This window comes from Pseudomonas sp. NBRC 111143 (assembly GCF_001320965.1).
In the GTDB taxonomy this organism is placed as follows: domain Bacteria; phylum Pseudomonadota; class Gammaproteobacteria; order Pseudomonadales; family Pseudomonadaceae; genus Aquipseudomonas; species Aquipseudomonas machongensis.
Genome location: NZ_BCBT01000020.1, coordinates 16,753 through 32,428, shown reverse-complemented (window position 1 = coordinate 32,428; position 15,676 = coordinate 16,753). Strand labels below are relative to the sequence as shown.

Annotated in this window: 12 protein-coding genes; 3 read left to right on the top strand and 9 right to left on the bottom strand. The window is 63.7% G+C overall.

Annotation, left to right across the window (positions count from 1 at the left end; translation table 11 throughout):
* The first annotated feature begins 23 nt into the window (after nucleotides 1-23).
* Nucleotides 24-629 (top strand): hypothetical protein, encoded by a 606-nt coding sequence (locus tag APH44_RS13275; protein ID WP_054893147.1) that lies wholly within the window; start codon nucleotides 24-26, stop codon nucleotides 627-629.
* Nucleotides 630-632: 3 nt separating this feature from the next.
* Here the strand turns inward: APH44_RS13275 and APH44_RS13270 are convergent, their stop codons facing one another.
* The 9 genes from APH44_RS13270 to putP all read right to left on the bottom strand — a co-directional run bounded on the left by APH44_RS13270 (nucleotide 633) and on the right by putP (nucleotide 11,354).
* A complete protein-coding gene (locus tag APH44_RS13270; protein ID WP_054893146.1) occupies nucleotides 633-1,724 on the bottom strand; it encodes a glycosyltransferase in 1,092 nt (363 codons plus the stop codon).
* Nucleotides 1,725-1,772: 48 nt separating this feature from the next.
* Nucleotides 1,773-2,546 carry a glycosyltransferase family 2 protein gene (locus APH44_RS13265; protein ID WP_054893145.1) on the bottom strand — a complete coding sequence of 258 codons (774 nt, stop codon included), beginning with the start codon at nucleotides 2,544-2,546 and terminating at the stop codon, nucleotides 1,773-1,775.
* Nucleotides 2,547-2,618: 72 nt separating this feature from the next.
* Nucleotides 2,619-3,560 (bottom strand): glycosyltransferase, encoded by a 942-nt coding sequence (locus APH44_RS13260; RefSeq protein ID WP_177342475.1) that lies wholly within the window; start codon nucleotides 3,558-3,560, stop codon nucleotides 2,619-2,621.
* Nucleotides 3,561-3,606: 46 nt separating this feature from the next.
* On the bottom strand, nucleotides 3,607-5,010 hold the full coding sequence (locus APH44_RS13255) for a PIG-L deacetylase family protein (RefSeq protein WP_054893144.1): 1,404 nt from the start codon (nucleotides 5,008-5,010) through the stop codon (nucleotides 3,607-3,609).
* Nucleotides 5,007-5,903 (bottom strand): antimicrobial resistance protein Mig-14, encoded by an 897-nt coding sequence (locus tag APH44_RS13250; RefSeq protein WP_054893143.1) that lies wholly within the window; start codon nucleotides 5,901-5,903, stop codon nucleotides 5,007-5,009. Before APH44_RS13250 ends, APH44_RS13255 begins: the two co-directional genes overlap by 4 nt.
* Nucleotides 5,903-7,033, bottom strand: a complete 1,131-nt coding sequence (locus APH44_RS13245; protein WP_054893142.1) for a glycosyltransferase — start codon at nucleotides 7,031-7,033, stop codon at nucleotides 5,903-5,905. Before APH44_RS13245 ends, APH44_RS13250 begins: the two co-directional genes overlap by 1 nt.
* Nucleotides 7,017-8,774 (bottom strand): carbamoyltransferase, encoded by a 1,758-nt coding sequence (locus APH44_RS13240; protein WP_054893141.1) that lies wholly within the window; start codon nucleotides 8,772-8,774, stop codon nucleotides 7,017-7,019. Before APH44_RS13240 ends, APH44_RS13245 begins: the two co-directional genes overlap by 17 nt.
* Before the next feature lie 116 nt (nucleotides 8,775-8,890).
* Complete coding sequence (locus APH44_RS13235) at nucleotides 8,891-9,727, bottom strand: 23S rRNA (adenine(2030)-N(6))-methyltransferase RlmJ (protein WP_054893140.1); 837 nt, start codon at nucleotides 9,725-9,727, stop codon at nucleotides 8,891-8,893.
* A 148-nt stretch (nucleotides 9,728-9,875) separates the two neighbouring features.
* Nucleotides 9,876-11,354 carry a sodium/proline symporter PutP gene (putP, locus tag APH44_RS13230; protein ID WP_054893139.1) on the bottom strand — a complete coding sequence of 493 codons (1,479 nt, stop codon included), beginning with the start codon at nucleotides 11,352-11,354 and terminating at the stop codon, nucleotides 9,876-9,878.
* 74 nt (nucleotides 11,355-11,428) lie between these two features.
* Between putP and APH44_RS29740 the strand changes: the two genes are divergently transcribed.
* Both APH44_RS29740 and putA read left to right on the top strand, forming a co-directional pair.
* The gene (locus APH44_RS29740; RefSeq protein ID WP_156343751.1) at nucleotides 11,429-11,617 is read left to right on the top strand and encodes a hypothetical protein; all 189 of its coding nucleotides are present in this window, start codon (nucleotides 11,429-11,431) and stop codon (nucleotides 11,615-11,617) included.
* A 94-nt stretch (nucleotides 11,618-11,711) separates the two neighbouring features.
* Nucleotides 11,712-15,662: a trifunctional transcriptional regulator/proline dehydrogenase/L-glutamate gamma-semialdehyde dehydrogenase gene (putA, locus tag APH44_RS13225; protein ID WP_054893138.1), complete on the top strand. Its 3,951-nt coding sequence runs from the start codon at nucleotides 11,712-11,714 to the stop codon at nucleotides 15,660-15,662.
* Nucleotides 15,663-15,676: the final 14 nt, after the last annotated feature.

The window sequence follows — 15,676 nt, the reverse complement described above, 5'->3', positions numbered from 1 at the left end:
TGCAGAAGACAAGGCACCCATCCATGCAATGCTCCCGACTCTCCCAGCCCGACTTCGATCAGCTGACACTCGGCGCCAGGGTTCTGGAGGCCGACAGTCACGGCGCCAAAGTCTACCTGCTCGAGGATGGCAATATCCTCAAGGTTTTTCGTCGTAAACGTCTGATTTCATCTGCGCTGCTGCGCCCCTACTCCCAGCGCTTCATCGACAACGCAGCGCGCCTGGTGCAACTGGGCATCCCCACTCTGGAAGTGATCAGCCATCACAAACTGGACCTGCCGGGGCGCACCGCGGTGCTCTACCGCCCGCTGCCGGGTGAAACCCTGCTGCAGCGTTCGCGCCTGCCGGGGTTCAGCTGGAATGACTACCTGCCTGCACTGATCGCACTGATCCGACACCTTCATCGTTCAGGGATCTACTTCCGCTCATTGCACCTGGGCAACGTCGTGGTTACCCCCGAGCAACAGCTGGGCCTCATTGATGTTGCCGACATGCGCTTCCTGCGTCCTCCGCTGTCGGCGCGCATGGTTCGGCGCAACGTGCAGCATCTGGCGAACTACATCGAGCGGGAGCGACTCGGCAATCACTTCCCGCTCACTGAACTGAAATCGGCGCTGCTGGAGCGCTGATCCTCAGCCCCGCAACAACGCCCGCGAGCCCTGGCTGAATGTTCGCCAAGCCTGCTCCGGGGACAACGCATCACGCTGCCTGGCAGCCGTCTCCTTGACGCTGAGTGTGTTGCACTCCCCGATGGCGCGCGCCCAGGCAGCCTGGTCCCCTACCGGCAGGTAGCGTCCGGCCTGTCCCAACTGCTCGCGGAACACCGGCAGGTCGCTGCATAGCACCGGCACATCGGCCAGCACAGCCTCCTGCAATACCATCCCCAACCCCTCGGAGCGCGAAGGCACCAACAGCCAGTCGAAGGCACGATAGAGTTGCGATAAATCGGGACGGTAACCACATAGCTGCACACTATCGCCCAGACCGAGCGCCTGGATGCGGGCATTGAGGCGCGCTCGCAGCTCGCCGTCGCCGAGGATTACCATGCGGGCGTCCGGTTGCTGCCGGTGCACCTGGGCAAAGGCTTCGATCAGCATCTCGAAGCCTTTGCTCTCCACCAGCCGACCTACCGCGCCGAATACAGGCCCTGGACGCTGAACAATGGCAAGCAACCGCCTGGCGTGGTCACGCTCGAAGAGCGCCGCACCGAACACCTGGGGATCCAGTGCAACACGCAGCGTTTCGACAGAACGACCGAGAGCCTGTTCCAGTGCCTGGGCGAGGGTGCGGGAAACTGCAGCGATGATCAGGCGCCGCGCCTCAACCGCGCGCAGCAAGCGAATGTCGCTGCCGCGCAAGCGGGTCGAGCCATGAAAGAGCACGGTCACTCGTGCTTCCGGGAAATGTCGCATCAACGGCAGCACAAGGCGCGCAACGCCCATGCCGTCGAGCAGCAAGACGTCAGGTCGGGTCTGCTGCAGTGCCTTGTACAAGCGGTGCCGAAACACAGGTGTCAGCCAGCGCCAGAAACTTCGGCCTTTGAGGGTGCGAGGCGGCATGTGCCACTCTCGGGTAGTGCCCTCGCCGCAGCACAGGCCATCGCCCAGCAGCAGCCAGTTGGTGATCTCTGCCCCTTCTGCAACATGACACAGCATCTGGCGGTGCACCTTGTGAACCGACATGTACGGGGCACCTCCCGACCACATCACATTGACAACATTCATCGGTAGAGCTCCCTCATACCCGGCAGGCCGACCGCCAGGTCAACCGATTCAATGAGCAAGAAAGCCGATTCCAATACCGACTAATGTTCCTACAACGAGCGCAGCCACCAGCTTGATCCGGTCGCGCTGGCGCCGCTTGGCCTTGCGCTGGACTTCCTCGGGCAAGGTCACATGGCTACCGAAACCAGTATGCAGCACCGCATCGCCCTCGAGCGTGACGGCGGTCAGGCCTAGCTCGGCATAACGACGCGACAGCGCCTTCTCTCCAGAATAGGCAGCAAATGGTGCGCAGGTCTGGTAATCGCTCAAGCGACGCAATCCTGGGTTAAGCGAAAACGCTTGCCAATCGGCTTTTTCCGAGAGCAGCGGGTAACACGGCACCTGGGCGATGACCTGCCGATCGCCCAGGCGAATGTAGGGGCTATGGATCGCCAGGTCGTGAGCATGGCTGCGCAGCCATACCTGCAGGATCTGCGGGCTGGCCTCGAGGATCAGCCGGGAGTCCTCGACAAAGTGCTGGCGATAGAAGCTCCAGTCATCCTCGCAATGGAAGATGTAGGGTGTCTTGACGTGGCTGTAGGCCAGGTCGATCGACGCCAGTTGCCCCAGCTTGGGCCGGTTGACGAACACCTTGCAGTGGGCCTTCCAATGCTCGGGGACGGCAGCGTGAACCGCATCGTCTCCCGAGTCTTCGGTGATGAACACCTCACGGATCGACGCGGTGTTGTAGCGGTCGAAGCTTTCCAGCGTCGCCTTGAGCAGGTCGAAACGCCCGCAGCTGGTTACCACCAGCGTGATGTCACTGTTTTCCGAGAAGCGCACTGGGCTCCCTCCGCCTTGCGGCCATTTCCAATCCGTCCGATGGACAGCTTGATGTGGTTCAAAGCCCCAGTTTCAGACGCAGACGCTGCCACGCACTAAGCGGCGCTCGTGGTCTGAGGGGGGCATCATGTGGTCGACGATGCTACGCCCGACCTGGGCAAAACTAAAGCCAGAAACCGCCAGTTCGCGGCCATTGGCGGCGATGCGTTCGGCGAGCGCCGGATCGGCGCGTAATGTCCGCAACTTCTCCTGCAGCACCGGGATGCTGTCGTACAGCACCACGTTGTGCATGTCCTCAAGACCCAACGCACGGTTTTCCGCCTCGCCCTGGTCGAAAGCCAGCAGCACGCAGCCACAGGCCATGGCCTCGAAGTTCTTGATCATGTACTCGCCCATGCCAACGTCGGCACTGACGAAGAAGCGAATACGGTTGAGCGTGTTGCAGTAGTCTTCACCGGACTTGGTACGAGTCACCACCAGGTTTTCCACCTGCCCCAGTTCATCGAGCAACGCCTTGCGGCCGCTATAGGCGACGCTCTTGGTGCTGCCGACAAAGGCCAGTTCGATATCACGCTCACGCCCCTGGTCGGTCAGCAATTGCTGGTCATAGCCCTTGGGCACGAACACCGCATCGAAACCTTCCTGGCGCAGGCGCTCGCTGACCATGTAGCCAGAGCTGATCACTCGCGCCCAAGGCAGTTTGCGGTAGTGCGCGCTGAACTTGCCGGTGTATTTGCAGGGAATGTAGTTCTGGTAGGCATCGTGCTCGAGTATCACCAGATTAGGGATCGTGCGAATGAAGCCGACCTGGCGGATCTCCTGCTTGAAGCGCAGGAAAAAGACGATACGGTCATAGCGCTCGACGTCCACTTCACGCTTGAAGTAGCGCCGCAGGTTGCGCTGGTCGTCGCTCGACAACCAGCGCAAGTCGCACTCGCAGTTGGCCGCAACGCCGTCGTACAGGCGATCGAGGATGGCCCGTTGTTCCTTCTGCACCAGAAATAGGACTTTCATTGCATTCCTTGGGGGCGTGACGCCATCGCGGTCAATCATCGGGCACTCACTGCTCGCGGCGCCAGAACAGTTCATGTCGACGCACCGCCTTGCGGAAGAATTCGTTCTCCCCGTAAGGCGACGGTCGACGCCCGGCCAGCCAGCGCTGCAACAGACGCCGCAGGCGACGCTTGAACGGCGCCGGAGGCTGCAGGTCGTGCATCATGCCCAGCGCCATGGCCTTGTCGCGCTGGGTCGGCACGTCCAGCACCAGGCTGCAGGGCGCCCAGGGCTGGCCAGCTTCGAGTTGCGGCGGCAGGGCAATGCCATCACCGCTGTCACCCATGGGCCAGCGGTCGTTGTCGTGCAGGTGGTTAGCGTAGCACAACAAGGTCTGCGGCTGCCAGTCCAACCCCTGCAGGGCTTCGAGCACAGCCGCTTGGGCACAGAGATGATCCGGGTGTGGATCGAGCTGCGGGTGCGGCATGACCAGAATCTCTGGGCGGGCCATCTGCAGCAGCACACGCAAGTCGGCCAGCAGGTTGTTCCAGGTCGGCGCACCATCGGCATCGCCCGGCAGTGGAAACGGATTGAAACGACGGAACGGCCGGATATCGGTCATCTCCGCCTCACGCGAGGCCGCAGGCTGATCGGGCGCAGCCTGCATGGCAGGCAATTGCAGACAGAAATAGCCCAACTGCACGCAACGGGCCTCCGGCACCCCGGCCCAACGTGGCACGGCAATACTGTCCCAGGCGCGCAGGCGCCCTTTGAGCTGCGCCGCCTCGGCCTTGGCCAGACCCATCTGTTGGTAGTGCTCGGCCTCGATCTCGCCAGCGGTCAGTGTGACCACCCAGGCCTCGTCGGCCTTGCTGTAGAGCCCATAAGCCGCCAGCTCTGCATCGTCAGCATGGGGCGCGATCACCATGACCCGACGGCGGCGCAACTCCACAGCCGGGGTTATCCACAGGCGCGGCTCGCCCAGCAGTCGGCAGTGGCGCCCGAGCAGGCGCAGTCGCCCATCGCGCAGTGCAGCGCCAAGGCCGGTCAGGTTGAGAAAACGCACACCATCGACGCCGCGCTCGAAGGTCTGGCTGTCATGCATGGCGTCCGCGACCAGCTCGACCCGAGGATCGAGAAAGCGACCAAGCCATCCAGACTTCACACGAACCTCGAGGATCAGCGTGTCATCATCGCTGAACGATGCAGCGCTCTTCAGCACGCCGTCTTGAATGCCGACGGCCTCGACACGGCTGTGCTCGCCGAAGTCGAAGGCATAATCTTCGCCGGGCGCGTAGAACAGATGGTCGGCGAACCAGGCCTCGTGGGCCGCCCAGACCAGCGGCAGCAGCCACAGTGGCAGCCACCACCAGCTCAGCGCTCCCAATGCGATCAGCAGCAACAACCCGATCACCAGCCCGAGGCGCTTGTTGCGCCGGTGGCGCTTGAGCAATTGCTGCTTGCGACTCATGCCTGGTACACCGGAACCGGGTTGCACCAACGGTCCTTGTACTCACGGTCGGCCCGGCCAAATGAGAAACGCAGGGCCTTGCCACGGGCGTTGGCGTCTTCCCAGGCGGCCTGGGTATTGAGGAAGCTCAGCACGCTGCCGGGGCTGAACGCCTTGGTCTCAGGGTCAACACCACCGTTGACATACTCGACGCTGATCCATTCAGGCGACTCGACCCGGTAAATCAGCTGGATGGCAATCGGCTTGTCCTCGAGAAACAGCACCGAGCCGATCAGCAGCTCGCGCAAGCGCTCGACCACCTCATCCATACGCGCAGCGCCGGTCGCGGGGAAGCTCCAGCGGCGCTGGAACAGGTCGCAGTACATCGCGGCGATCTCGGCACCACTGAAGTCGGTGATCGGACGCACCACGCCACCGGCCTCCTCCAGCAGGCGCAGTTCGCGGCGCTGGTTGTAGCGAAACTTCTTCGACAGATCTTCATGCGGGCGCGCCATGGCCAATTGCTCGGCCTGGGGTTTCAAGCCCTCGAAGCGCCCGTGATTGAGCTCCGACAGGTAGCGCCCGGCGTGGCGCAAGGGCGCAGCAGCATCAACCGCTGCAGGCAGGATGAGCTCGGCATTGCCCAGGTCGAACAGCCCCTTCTTGCCATGACGCTTGAGAACATCCTTGGACAACGCCAGGTGCCGCCCCCAGGTAGGGACTGCCGCCACGAGCTCGCCGCCTTGGCGCCAGCCCAGGTAGCGCACCGGAATCTGTGCAAGTTCAGCCAGTTGCTCGACCACCAACGGATGAGTGGCGACACTGCCGCCGAATCGCTGCCAGGTGTGCGCATACTCGTTCGCATCGATAACGGCCCAGCCGCGTTCGCGCCAGGCCTTCAGATGATTGAGCATCAGTTGCGAGCCTCCAGTGCACGCACCTGTGGTAATTGCCAGAACGCCTGGCGCACGGCTGCGTCGGAAAATCGCTCGCGCAGACGCTGCAGCATCAGTTGCGCGCATTCGCGACGCTGATCGTCGCTCAGCCCGGCCATGTGCTTCAGCCCCTGCGCCAGTTGCCCAACGTCGCCCAGCGGGAAAAGCACACCTACCCCTTCGACTACCTCGCGCGCACCGCCACAGGCCGTGGCCAACAACGGCACGCCAGCGACCATCGCCTCCAGCAGGACCATGCCGAAGGGTTCGTGGTCAGAGCTCAGGGCAAACACATCGAACGCCTGGAAATAGCGACGGGCATCCGGCACCTGGCCAAGGAAGTCGACACGGTCGGCAATCCCCAGTTCGGCTGCCTGGGCCTTGAGCGCGTCTTCCAGCCGCCCCTTGCCCAGCACCACCAGACGCGCATTGGCCGGCAGGCCCGGCAACGCCTCGGCGAAACCGCGCAGCAGGGTCGCCTGGTCCTTGTCCGGGTGCAGACGGCCGACGTTGCCGACGATCCACGCCTGTGCATCGAGCCCCAGGGCACGCCGCGCCTCGTCGCGCGGCACGAGACTGGCCTGCAGCGCCTCGACGTCGATACGGTTGTACAGGGTCTGGATGCGTTCGTGCGGCCACTGCGCCAGACAGCGGCGCATATCGTCACGCACCGCGTCGGATACACCCAGCAGGCTCAAGCGCTTGCGAAACAGGTTGGCGAACAGGCGACGCCCCTTGCGCTGGTAATCGCCGAAGGCATGATGCACGCCGATCACCGGCAAGCCGGTACCCAGCAGCGCGACGTAGATCGGCTTGAAGCGGTGGGCGATGCAGAAGCTGAAACGGCGCTCGGCCGCGATCTTGCGCAGCGCGCGGATCGCGCCCAGCTTCAGGCCGCGTACGGCCTTGGAGCTGAACTCGAGAAACAGCACTTCGTCGGATGCACAGCCTGCAGCCACCTGCGCGTTGGCCTTGCCGGTAAGGAAGACCGTGGTGACCTTGTAGCCACGCCCCTCGAACAGGCTGGCGTACTGACGGGCGCAGTCGAGGAACGGCCCGTCGTAGCCATGGCAGAACTGCAGGACACGCAGGTCAGAGCGGCTGGTCATACGCGGCCGCGCCGTCCTTGACCACCAGGATGTCTTCCATGATCAGGTATTGCAGATCCGAACCGTAGAACATGTTCAGCGCGTCGGTAGGCGAGCAGATCATCGGCTCGCCACGGCGATTGAGCGAAGTGTTCAGCGACACGCCGTTGCCGGTCAGCTCCTCGAGCGCCTTCATCATGTCGTAGTAGCGCGGGTTGTACTCACGCTTGAGCACCTGGGCACGCGAGGTGCCATCCTCGTGCACCACTTCCGGCACACGGGTCTTCCACTCTTCGGCCACTTCGAAAGTGAAGGTCATGAACGGCGCGGGATGGTCGATCTTGATCATCTGCGGTGCAACGGTGTCGAGCATCGACGGGCAGAATGGTCTCCAGCGCTCGCGGAACTTGATCTGCTCGTTGATACGATCGGCGACGTTCGGCACGCTCGGGCAGCCGATGATCGAACGACCACCCAGTGCACGCGGGCCGAACTCCATGCGGCCCTGGAACCAGGCCACCGGATTGCCGTCGACCATGATCTTGGCGATGCGCTGCGGCATGTCGTTGAGCTTGCGCCACTTCGGCGCATTCGGATGGCGGGCACAGGCGGCGATCACGTCCTCGTTGGAATACGCCGGGCCGAGGTAGACGTGCTCCATCTTCTCGACCGGCACGCCACGGGCGTGGGACACGTAGGCCGCCGCACCGACCGCGGTACCGGCGTCGCCGGAGGCCGGCTGGACGAACAGCTCCTTGAGGTCGGGGCGGGCGATGATCTTCTGGTTCAGCTTGACGTTCAGCGCACAGCCACCGGCGAAGGCCAGCTTGCCGGTCTCTTTGAGGATGTCGCCCAGGTAATGGTCGATCATCTGCAGGGCGAGCTTCTCGAACAGCGCCTGCATGCTGGCCGCGTAATGGATGTACGGCTCGTCGGCGATATCGCCTTCGCGCTTGGGGCCCAGCCATTCGATCAGCTTGGGCGAGAAGTAGAAGCCCTTGCCCTTCTCTTTATAGCGACGCAGGCCGATAACGTTGGCGTACTCGGTGTTGATCACCAGTTCGCCGTTCTCGAAGCTGGCCAGACGGGAGAAATCGTACTTGCTGGCGTCGCCATACGGGGCCATGCCCATGACCTTGAATTCGCCATCGAGCATCTCGAAGCCCAGGAACTCGGTGATCGCGCCGTACAGGCCGCCCAGCGAATCCGGGTCGAAGAACTCCTTGATCTTGTGGATCTTGCCGTTTTCGCCGTAGCCGAAGAAGGTGGTGGCGTACTCGCCCTTGCCGTCGATGCCCAGGATCGCGGTCTTTTCCTTGAAGCCCGAGCAGTGATAAGCGCTGGAGGCGTGGGCCAGGTGGTGCTCGACCGGTTCGATCTTGACCTTTTTCGGGTCGAAGCCCAGTTGCTCCAGGCACCAGACGATCTTCTTGCGGTAGCGCTTGTAGCGGCGGTTGCCCATCAGGATCGCATCGAGGGCGCGGTCCGGGGCGTACCAGTAGCGCTTGGCGTAGTGCCAGCGGGCCTTGCCGAACAGGCTGATGGGGGCGAACGGAATGGCCACCACATCAACGTCGGACGGTTTGATACCGGCCTGCTCCAGGCAGAACTTCGCCGATTCGTAGGGCATGCGGTTCTTCGCATGCTTGTCACGCACGAAGCGCTCTTCTTCTGCAGCGGCAACCAGCTTGCCGTCGATGTACAAGGCCGCGGAAGGGTCATGGCTAAGGGCGCCGGACAGGCCAAGAATCGTCAATGCCAAGGGACTAGCCTCTTCATTCGGTAGAGATGCGCCAGCGGCCTCGTGGGCGGCTGGCGGCTAAAGGGCGGGATTATAACGCAAAGATCAGGGACACACTGCCCCTTGTGGGAGCGGGGTTATTCGGCGATCAGCCAGTCCATGCGGAAGCTGCCCGCCGTCTGTGCCAGCTCCCTGGCCAGCCAGGGCAGCAGCTCCTTGAGCTCCTCCTCCAGCCCCCATGGCGGGTTGGCGATGGCGAGGCCCGAGCCGTTCAGCCCCTGCGGGCTGTCCTGGTGATGCACATAGAGTTCGACGCGCAGCAGCTTGGGCGCGCCGGTGCTGGTCAGGTCCTGGTAGAAACGGGTCAGCGAGCGCTGGTCCTTGATCGGATACCAGATGGCCGCGACGGTCTGGCGCATGCGACCGATCGCCTCCTTCATCGCCACGGTGCAGCGCTTGAGTTCGTCGGCCTGCTCGAAGGGCGGGTCGATCAGCATGATCGCGCGCTTTTCCTGCACCGGCAGCAGCGCGCGCGGCACATGCCAGCCCTCGCCCAGGTGCACGGTGACCCGCGGATCCTTCTTCATGTTTTCCTTGAGCAAAGGCCCGTCTTCTGGGTGTTTCTCGTTGAGCAGTGCGCGATCCTGCTGGCGCATCAGGCGCCGTGCCAACTCAGGTGAGCCGGGGTAGTAGCGCAACTCGCCATCGGCGTTGAGGCGCTTGATGATGCGCAAGTAGTCAGCGGTGGCAGCCGGCAGGTCTTCACGATTCCACAGGCGGGCAACGCCTTCGAGATATTCACCGGTACGCGTGGCCTGGTCGCCTTGCAGGTCGTACAGACCCAGGCCGGCGTGGGTGTCGATATAGGCGAACGGCTGTTCCTTGCGCGACATCAAGGCGATGAGGCGGGTCAGCACGATGTGCTTGAGGACGTCGGCATGATTGCCGGCGTGGAAGGCGTGACGATAGTTCATGGCAACTCCTGCGGGGGCGGCAAGTTTACCTTGCCTTGCGGGCGGAGTCAGGCCTGGCCGTCGATCGGCACAAGGACCATTCGCGGGCAGGCCCGCCCCCACAGGAGCGGGCCCGCCCGCGAAGCAGCCGTCGGCGGATCAGCAGGTGTTACTTGTCTGCGTGATACGCAGCATCAGCCGTTTCAAACCGCGAAACCATGCTGCCGCTAGGACGCCCCAGCTTGCTCACCACGATGATGGCGATGGTGGCGAACAGGAAGCCCGGGATGATTTCGTACAGGCCAAGCCCGACGTAGTTCTTCCACAGGATCACGGTCAGTGCACCCACCACGATCCCCGCCAGGGCACCGTTGCGGGTCATGCCCTTCCACAATACCGACAGCAGCACCACCGGCCCGAACGCAGCACCGAAGCCCGCCCATGCGTAAGCCACCAGGCCCAGCACACGGTTGTCAGGGTTCGCCGCCAGGGCGATGGCGATCAGTGCCACGGCCAGCACCATCATTCGACCGACCCAGACCAGCTCGGTCTGCGAAGCACCCTTGCGCAGGAAAGCCTTGTAGAAGTCCTCGGTCAGCGCACTCGAGCACACCAGCAACTGGCAGCTCAGGGTGCTCATGACCGCCGCCAGGATGGCCGACAGCAGCACACCGGCGACCCACGGATTGAACAGGATCTTCGCCAGCTCGATGAACACACGCTCGTGGTTCTCGGTGACCGGGCCGGCCAGATCGGGGTTGGCCGAGAAGTAGGCGATGCCGAAGAAGCCCACGGCGCAAGTGCCGGCCAGGCAGAGGATCATCCAGGTCATGGAGATGCGGCGTGCGTTGGCGATCGACTTCACCGAGTCGGCTGCCATGAAACGCGCCAGGATGTGCGGCTGGCCGAAGTAGCCCAGGCCCCAACCCATCAGCGAGATGATGCCGATGAAGGTGGCGCCGCGGAACATGTCGAAGTTCGCCGCGTTCTGCGCTTCGATCGCCAGCATCGTGGTGTCGAAGCCGCCGGTGGAGATCAGCACGATGATCGGGGTGAGGATCAACGCGAAGATCATCAGCGACGCCTGCACGGTGTCGGTCCAGCTCACCGCCAGGAAACCACCGACGAAGGTGTAGGCGATGGTCGCCGCAGCACCTGCCCACAGCGCCGTCTCGTAGGACATGCCGAAGGTGCTTTCGAACAGACGCGCGCCGGCAACGATGCCCGAGGCGCAGTAGATGGTGAAGAACACCAGGATCACGATGGCCGAGATCACCCGCAGCAGGCCACTGTTGTCTTCGAAACGGCTGGCGAAGTAGTCGGGCAGCGTCAGCGCATCACCGTTGTGCTCGGTCTGCACCCGCAGACGGCCGGCGACGAACAGCCAGTTCAGGTAGGCACCGACAGTCAGGCCGATGGCGATCCAGGCCTCCGACAGACCCGACATGTAGATGGCGCCCGGCAGGCCCATCAGCAGCCAGCCGCTCATGTCGGAAGCGCCAGCAGAAAGCGCGGTGACCACGCTGCCGAGGCTGCGACCGCCAAGGATGTAGTCGGAGAGGTTCTTGGTGGAGCGATAGGCCGCGAAGCCGATCAGCACCATTGCCGCGATATAGATCACAAAGGTGATCGTGATTGGATTGCCCATGGTTGTGCCCTGGCGTTGTTGTTATCTCTTGCACCCGACCTTCGTGAGACGGTTGCACCCAGGCGGCGAATCCTATGCAACAACATGAATCGGGTGCAACCATTTTTCATTTGCAAGTTGCACCTGGAAATGTCTTTTCAGTTAAAACCCCTTTTTTGCTCCTTTTTGAAGCAAAAACGACGCTTTTAATAAGCACAGGCAGCAAAAACGACCCTTTTCGTTGTTTAGCGTCTTACGCCAGACGAGTTGCACCTTTTTCATGAAAAATTCGGGTTGCACCCGGTTGCACCCGAGAGGTGCCTGGCGCTAATCTTGCCGCCAGCTTAGCCACGCCCGTGGCAATAACGAGGATAAGAAATGGCGACGACCACCCTTGGGGTCAAACTCGACGACCCGACCCGTGAGCGACTCAAAGCGGCTGCGCAGTCCATCGACCGCACCCCGCACTGGTTGATCAAGCAAGCGATCTTCAATTACCTGGAGAAGCTCGAGGGTGGTGCAACCCTGAACGAAATCAACGGCCACGCCGCACAGCTCGGTGACGACGCCGGCGAACTCCCGGCCGACCACGCCCACCAGTGCTTCCTCGAATTCGCCGAAAGCATTCTGCCGCAGTCCGTGCTGCGCGCAGCGATCACCGCAGCCTACCGTCGCCCCGAGCAAGAAGTGGTGCCGATGCTGCTGGAGCAGGCACGCCTGCCGGCCCCGCTGGCCGAAGCGACCAACAAGATGGCCGCAGGCCTGGCCGAAAAGCTGCGCAACCAGAAGAGCGCCAGCGGCCGCGCCGGCATCGTCCAGGGCCTGCTGCAGGAGTTCTCACTGTCGTCCCAGGAAGGCGTGGCGTTGATGTGCCTGGCCGAAGCCCTGCTGCGCATCCCCGACAAAGGTACCCGCGACGCGCTGATCCGCGACAAGATCAGCACGGGCAACTGGCAGCCACACCTGGGCAACAGCCCATCGCTGTTCGTCAATGCCGCCACCTGGGGCCTGCTGCTGACGGGCAAGCTGGTCTCCACCCACAACGAATCCGGCCTGACTTCCTCGCTCACCCGCATCATCGGCAAGAGTGGCGAGCCGATGATCCGCAAGGGCGTCGACATGGCCATGCGCCTGATGGGCGAGCAGTTCGTCACCGGCGAGACCATCGCCGAAGCCCTGGCCAACGCCAGCCGCTTCGAATCCAAGGGCTTCCGCTACAGCTACGACATGCTCGGCGAAGCCGCGCTGACCGAGCACGACGCCCAGAAGTACCTGGCCTCCTACGAGCAGGCGATCCACTCGATCGGCAAGGCCTCGCACGGGCGCGGCATCTATGAAGGCCCGGGCATCTCGATCAAGCTCTCGGCGCTGCACCCGCGCTACAGCCGCGCGCAATACGAGCGCGTGATGGAAGAGCTGTACCCGCGCCTGCTGTCGCTGACCCAACTGGCCAAGCAGTACGACATCGGCCTGAACATCGACGCCGAGGAAGCCGACCGTCTGGAGCTGTCGCTGGACCTGCTCGAACGCCTGTGCTTCGAGCCATCGCTGTCGGGCTGGAACGGTATCGGTTTCGTCATCCAGGCCTACCAGAAGCGCTGCCCGTACGTGATCGACTCGGTCATCGACCTGGCCAAGCGCAGCCGTCACCGCCTGATGATCCGACTGGTCAAGGGCGCCTACTGGGACAGCGAGATCAAGCGCGCCCAGGTCGAAGGCCTGGAGGGCTACCCGGTCTACACCCGCAAGGTCTACACCGACGTGTCCTACATCGCCTGCGCCCGCAAGCTGTTGTCGGTGCCGGAAGCCATCTACCCGCAGTTCGCCACGCACAACGCCCACACCTTGTCGGCCATCTACCATATTGCCGGCCAGAACTATTATCCAGGCCAGTACGAGTTCCAGTGCCTGCACGGCATGGGCGAGCCCCTGTACGAGCAGGTCGTCGGCAAGATCGCCGATGGCAAGCTGAACCGTCCGTGCCGTGTCTATGCGCCGGTCGGCACCCACGAAACCCTGCTGGCCTACCTGGTGCGCCGTCTGCTGGAAAACGGCGCCAACACCTCTTTCGTCAACCGCATCGCCGATCACTCGATCTCCATCCAGGAACTGGTCGCCGACCCGGTCGCGAGCATCGAGCGCATGGCCACCCAGGAAGGCAGCATCGGCCTGCCGCATCCGCGCATTCCACTGCCGCGCGACCTCTATGGCAGCGAGCGCGCCAACTCGGCCGGCATCGACATGGCCAACGAACACCGCCTGGCGTCGCTGTCCTGCGCCATGCTGGCAACCGCGCACAACGACTGGAAGGCTGCCCCGCTGCTGGCCTGCGCCACCAGCCAGGAATCTGCCGCGCCAGTACTCAACCCAGCCGATCACCGCGATGTGGTGGGCCATGTGCAAGAAGCGAGCGTCACCGACGTCGACAACGCCATCCAGTGCGCCCTCAATGCCGCGCCCATCTGGCAAGCCACCCCGCCAGCCGAGCGCGCCGCGATCCTGGAGCGCACCGCCGACCTGATGGAAGCCGAGATCCAGCCGCTGATGGGCCTGCTCATCCGCGAGGCTGGCAAGACCTTCGCCAACGCCATCGCCGAAGTGCGCGAAGCCGTGGACTTCCTGCGCTACTACGCAGTGCAGGCGCGCAACGACTTCAGCAACGACGCCTGCCGCCCGCTCGGCCCGGTCGTGTGCATCAGCCCATGGAACTTCCCCCTGGCGATCTTCACCGGCCAGGTGGCCGCCGCACTGGCCGCCGGTAACCCGGTGCTGGCCAAGCCGGCCGAACAGACCCCGCTGGTCGCGGCCCAGGCCGTGCGCCTGTTGCTCGAAGCCGGTATCCCTGAAGGCGTGCTGCAACTGCTGCCGGGGCGGGGCGAAACCGTCGGCGCCGGCCTGGTCGGCGACGAGCGGGTCAAGGGCGTGATGTTCACCGGCTCCACCGAAGTCGCGCGCCTGCTGCAACGCAACGTCGCCGGTCGCCTGGATGCCCAGGGTCGTCCGATCCCGCTGATCGCCGAAACCGGCGGGCAGAACGCGATGATCGTCGACTCCTCGGCGCTGACCGAACAGGTGGTGATCGATGTGGTGTCGTCGGCCTTCGACAGCGCCGGCCAGCGCTGCTCGGCGCTGCGCGTGCTGTGCCTGCAGGAAGACTCCGCCGACCGCGTGATCGAGATGCTCAAGGGCGCCATGGCGCAGAACCGCATGGGCAATCCCGAGCGCCTGTCGGTGGACATCGGCCCGGTGATCGACGCTGAAGCCAAGGCAGGCATCGAGAAGCACATCCAGGCCATGCGCGAGAAAGGACGCAGCGTCTACCAGGTGGCCATCGCCGAATCCGAGGAGTGCAAGCGCGGCACCTTCGTCATGCCTACCCTGATCGAGCTGGAGAGCTTCGACGAGCTCAAGCGCGAGATCTTCGGCCCAGTGCTGCACGTGGTGCGCTACAACCGCAAGCACCTCGACCAGCTGATCGCGCAGATCAACGCCTCCGGCTACGGCCTGACGCTGGGTGTGCACACCCGCATCGACGAGACCATCGCCAAGGTGGTGGACAACGTCAACGCCGGCAACATGTATGTCAACCGCAACATCGTCGGTGCCGTGGTCGGCGTGCAGCCATTCGGTGGTGAAGGCCTGTCCGGCACCGGCCCGAAAGCCGGTGGCCCGCTGTACCTGTACCGCCTGCTGTCGACCCGTCCGGCTGACGCCATCGCCCGCCACTTCCAGCGCGCCGACGGTGAGACCAAGGCCGACACCACCCTGCGCGACCAGCTGCTCAAGCCGCTGCAGGCGCTCAAGGCCTGGGCTTCGAGCAACCAGCCCGAGCTGGTGGAGCTGTGCGACCAGTTCGCCGAACAGTCGCAAAGTGGCATCACCCGTGTCCTGCCTGGTCCGACCGGCGAGCGCAACACCTACACCGTACTGCCTCGCGAGCATGTGCTGTGCCTGGCCGACAACGAGGCTGACCTGCTCGCGCAGTTCGCCGCGGTGCTGGCAGTGGGCAGCTCGGCGGTGTGGGCCGACGGCGAGCCGGCCAAGGGCCTGCGCGGTCGCCTGCCGAAAGACCTGCAAGGCAAGATCAAGCTGGTGGCCGACTGGAGCAAGGATGAAGTGGCGTTCGACGCGGTCATCCACCACGGCGACTCCGACCAGTTGCGCGCGGTGTGCCAGCAGGTCGCCAAGCGTGCCGGCGCCATCGTGGGCGTGCATGGGCTGTCCAGCGGTGATCAGCAGATCGCGCTGGAGCGGTTGGTAATCGAGCGTGCGGTGAGCGTGAACACCGCCGCTGCGGGGGGTAACGCCAGCCTGATGACCATCGGCTGACCGTACTGACGCCA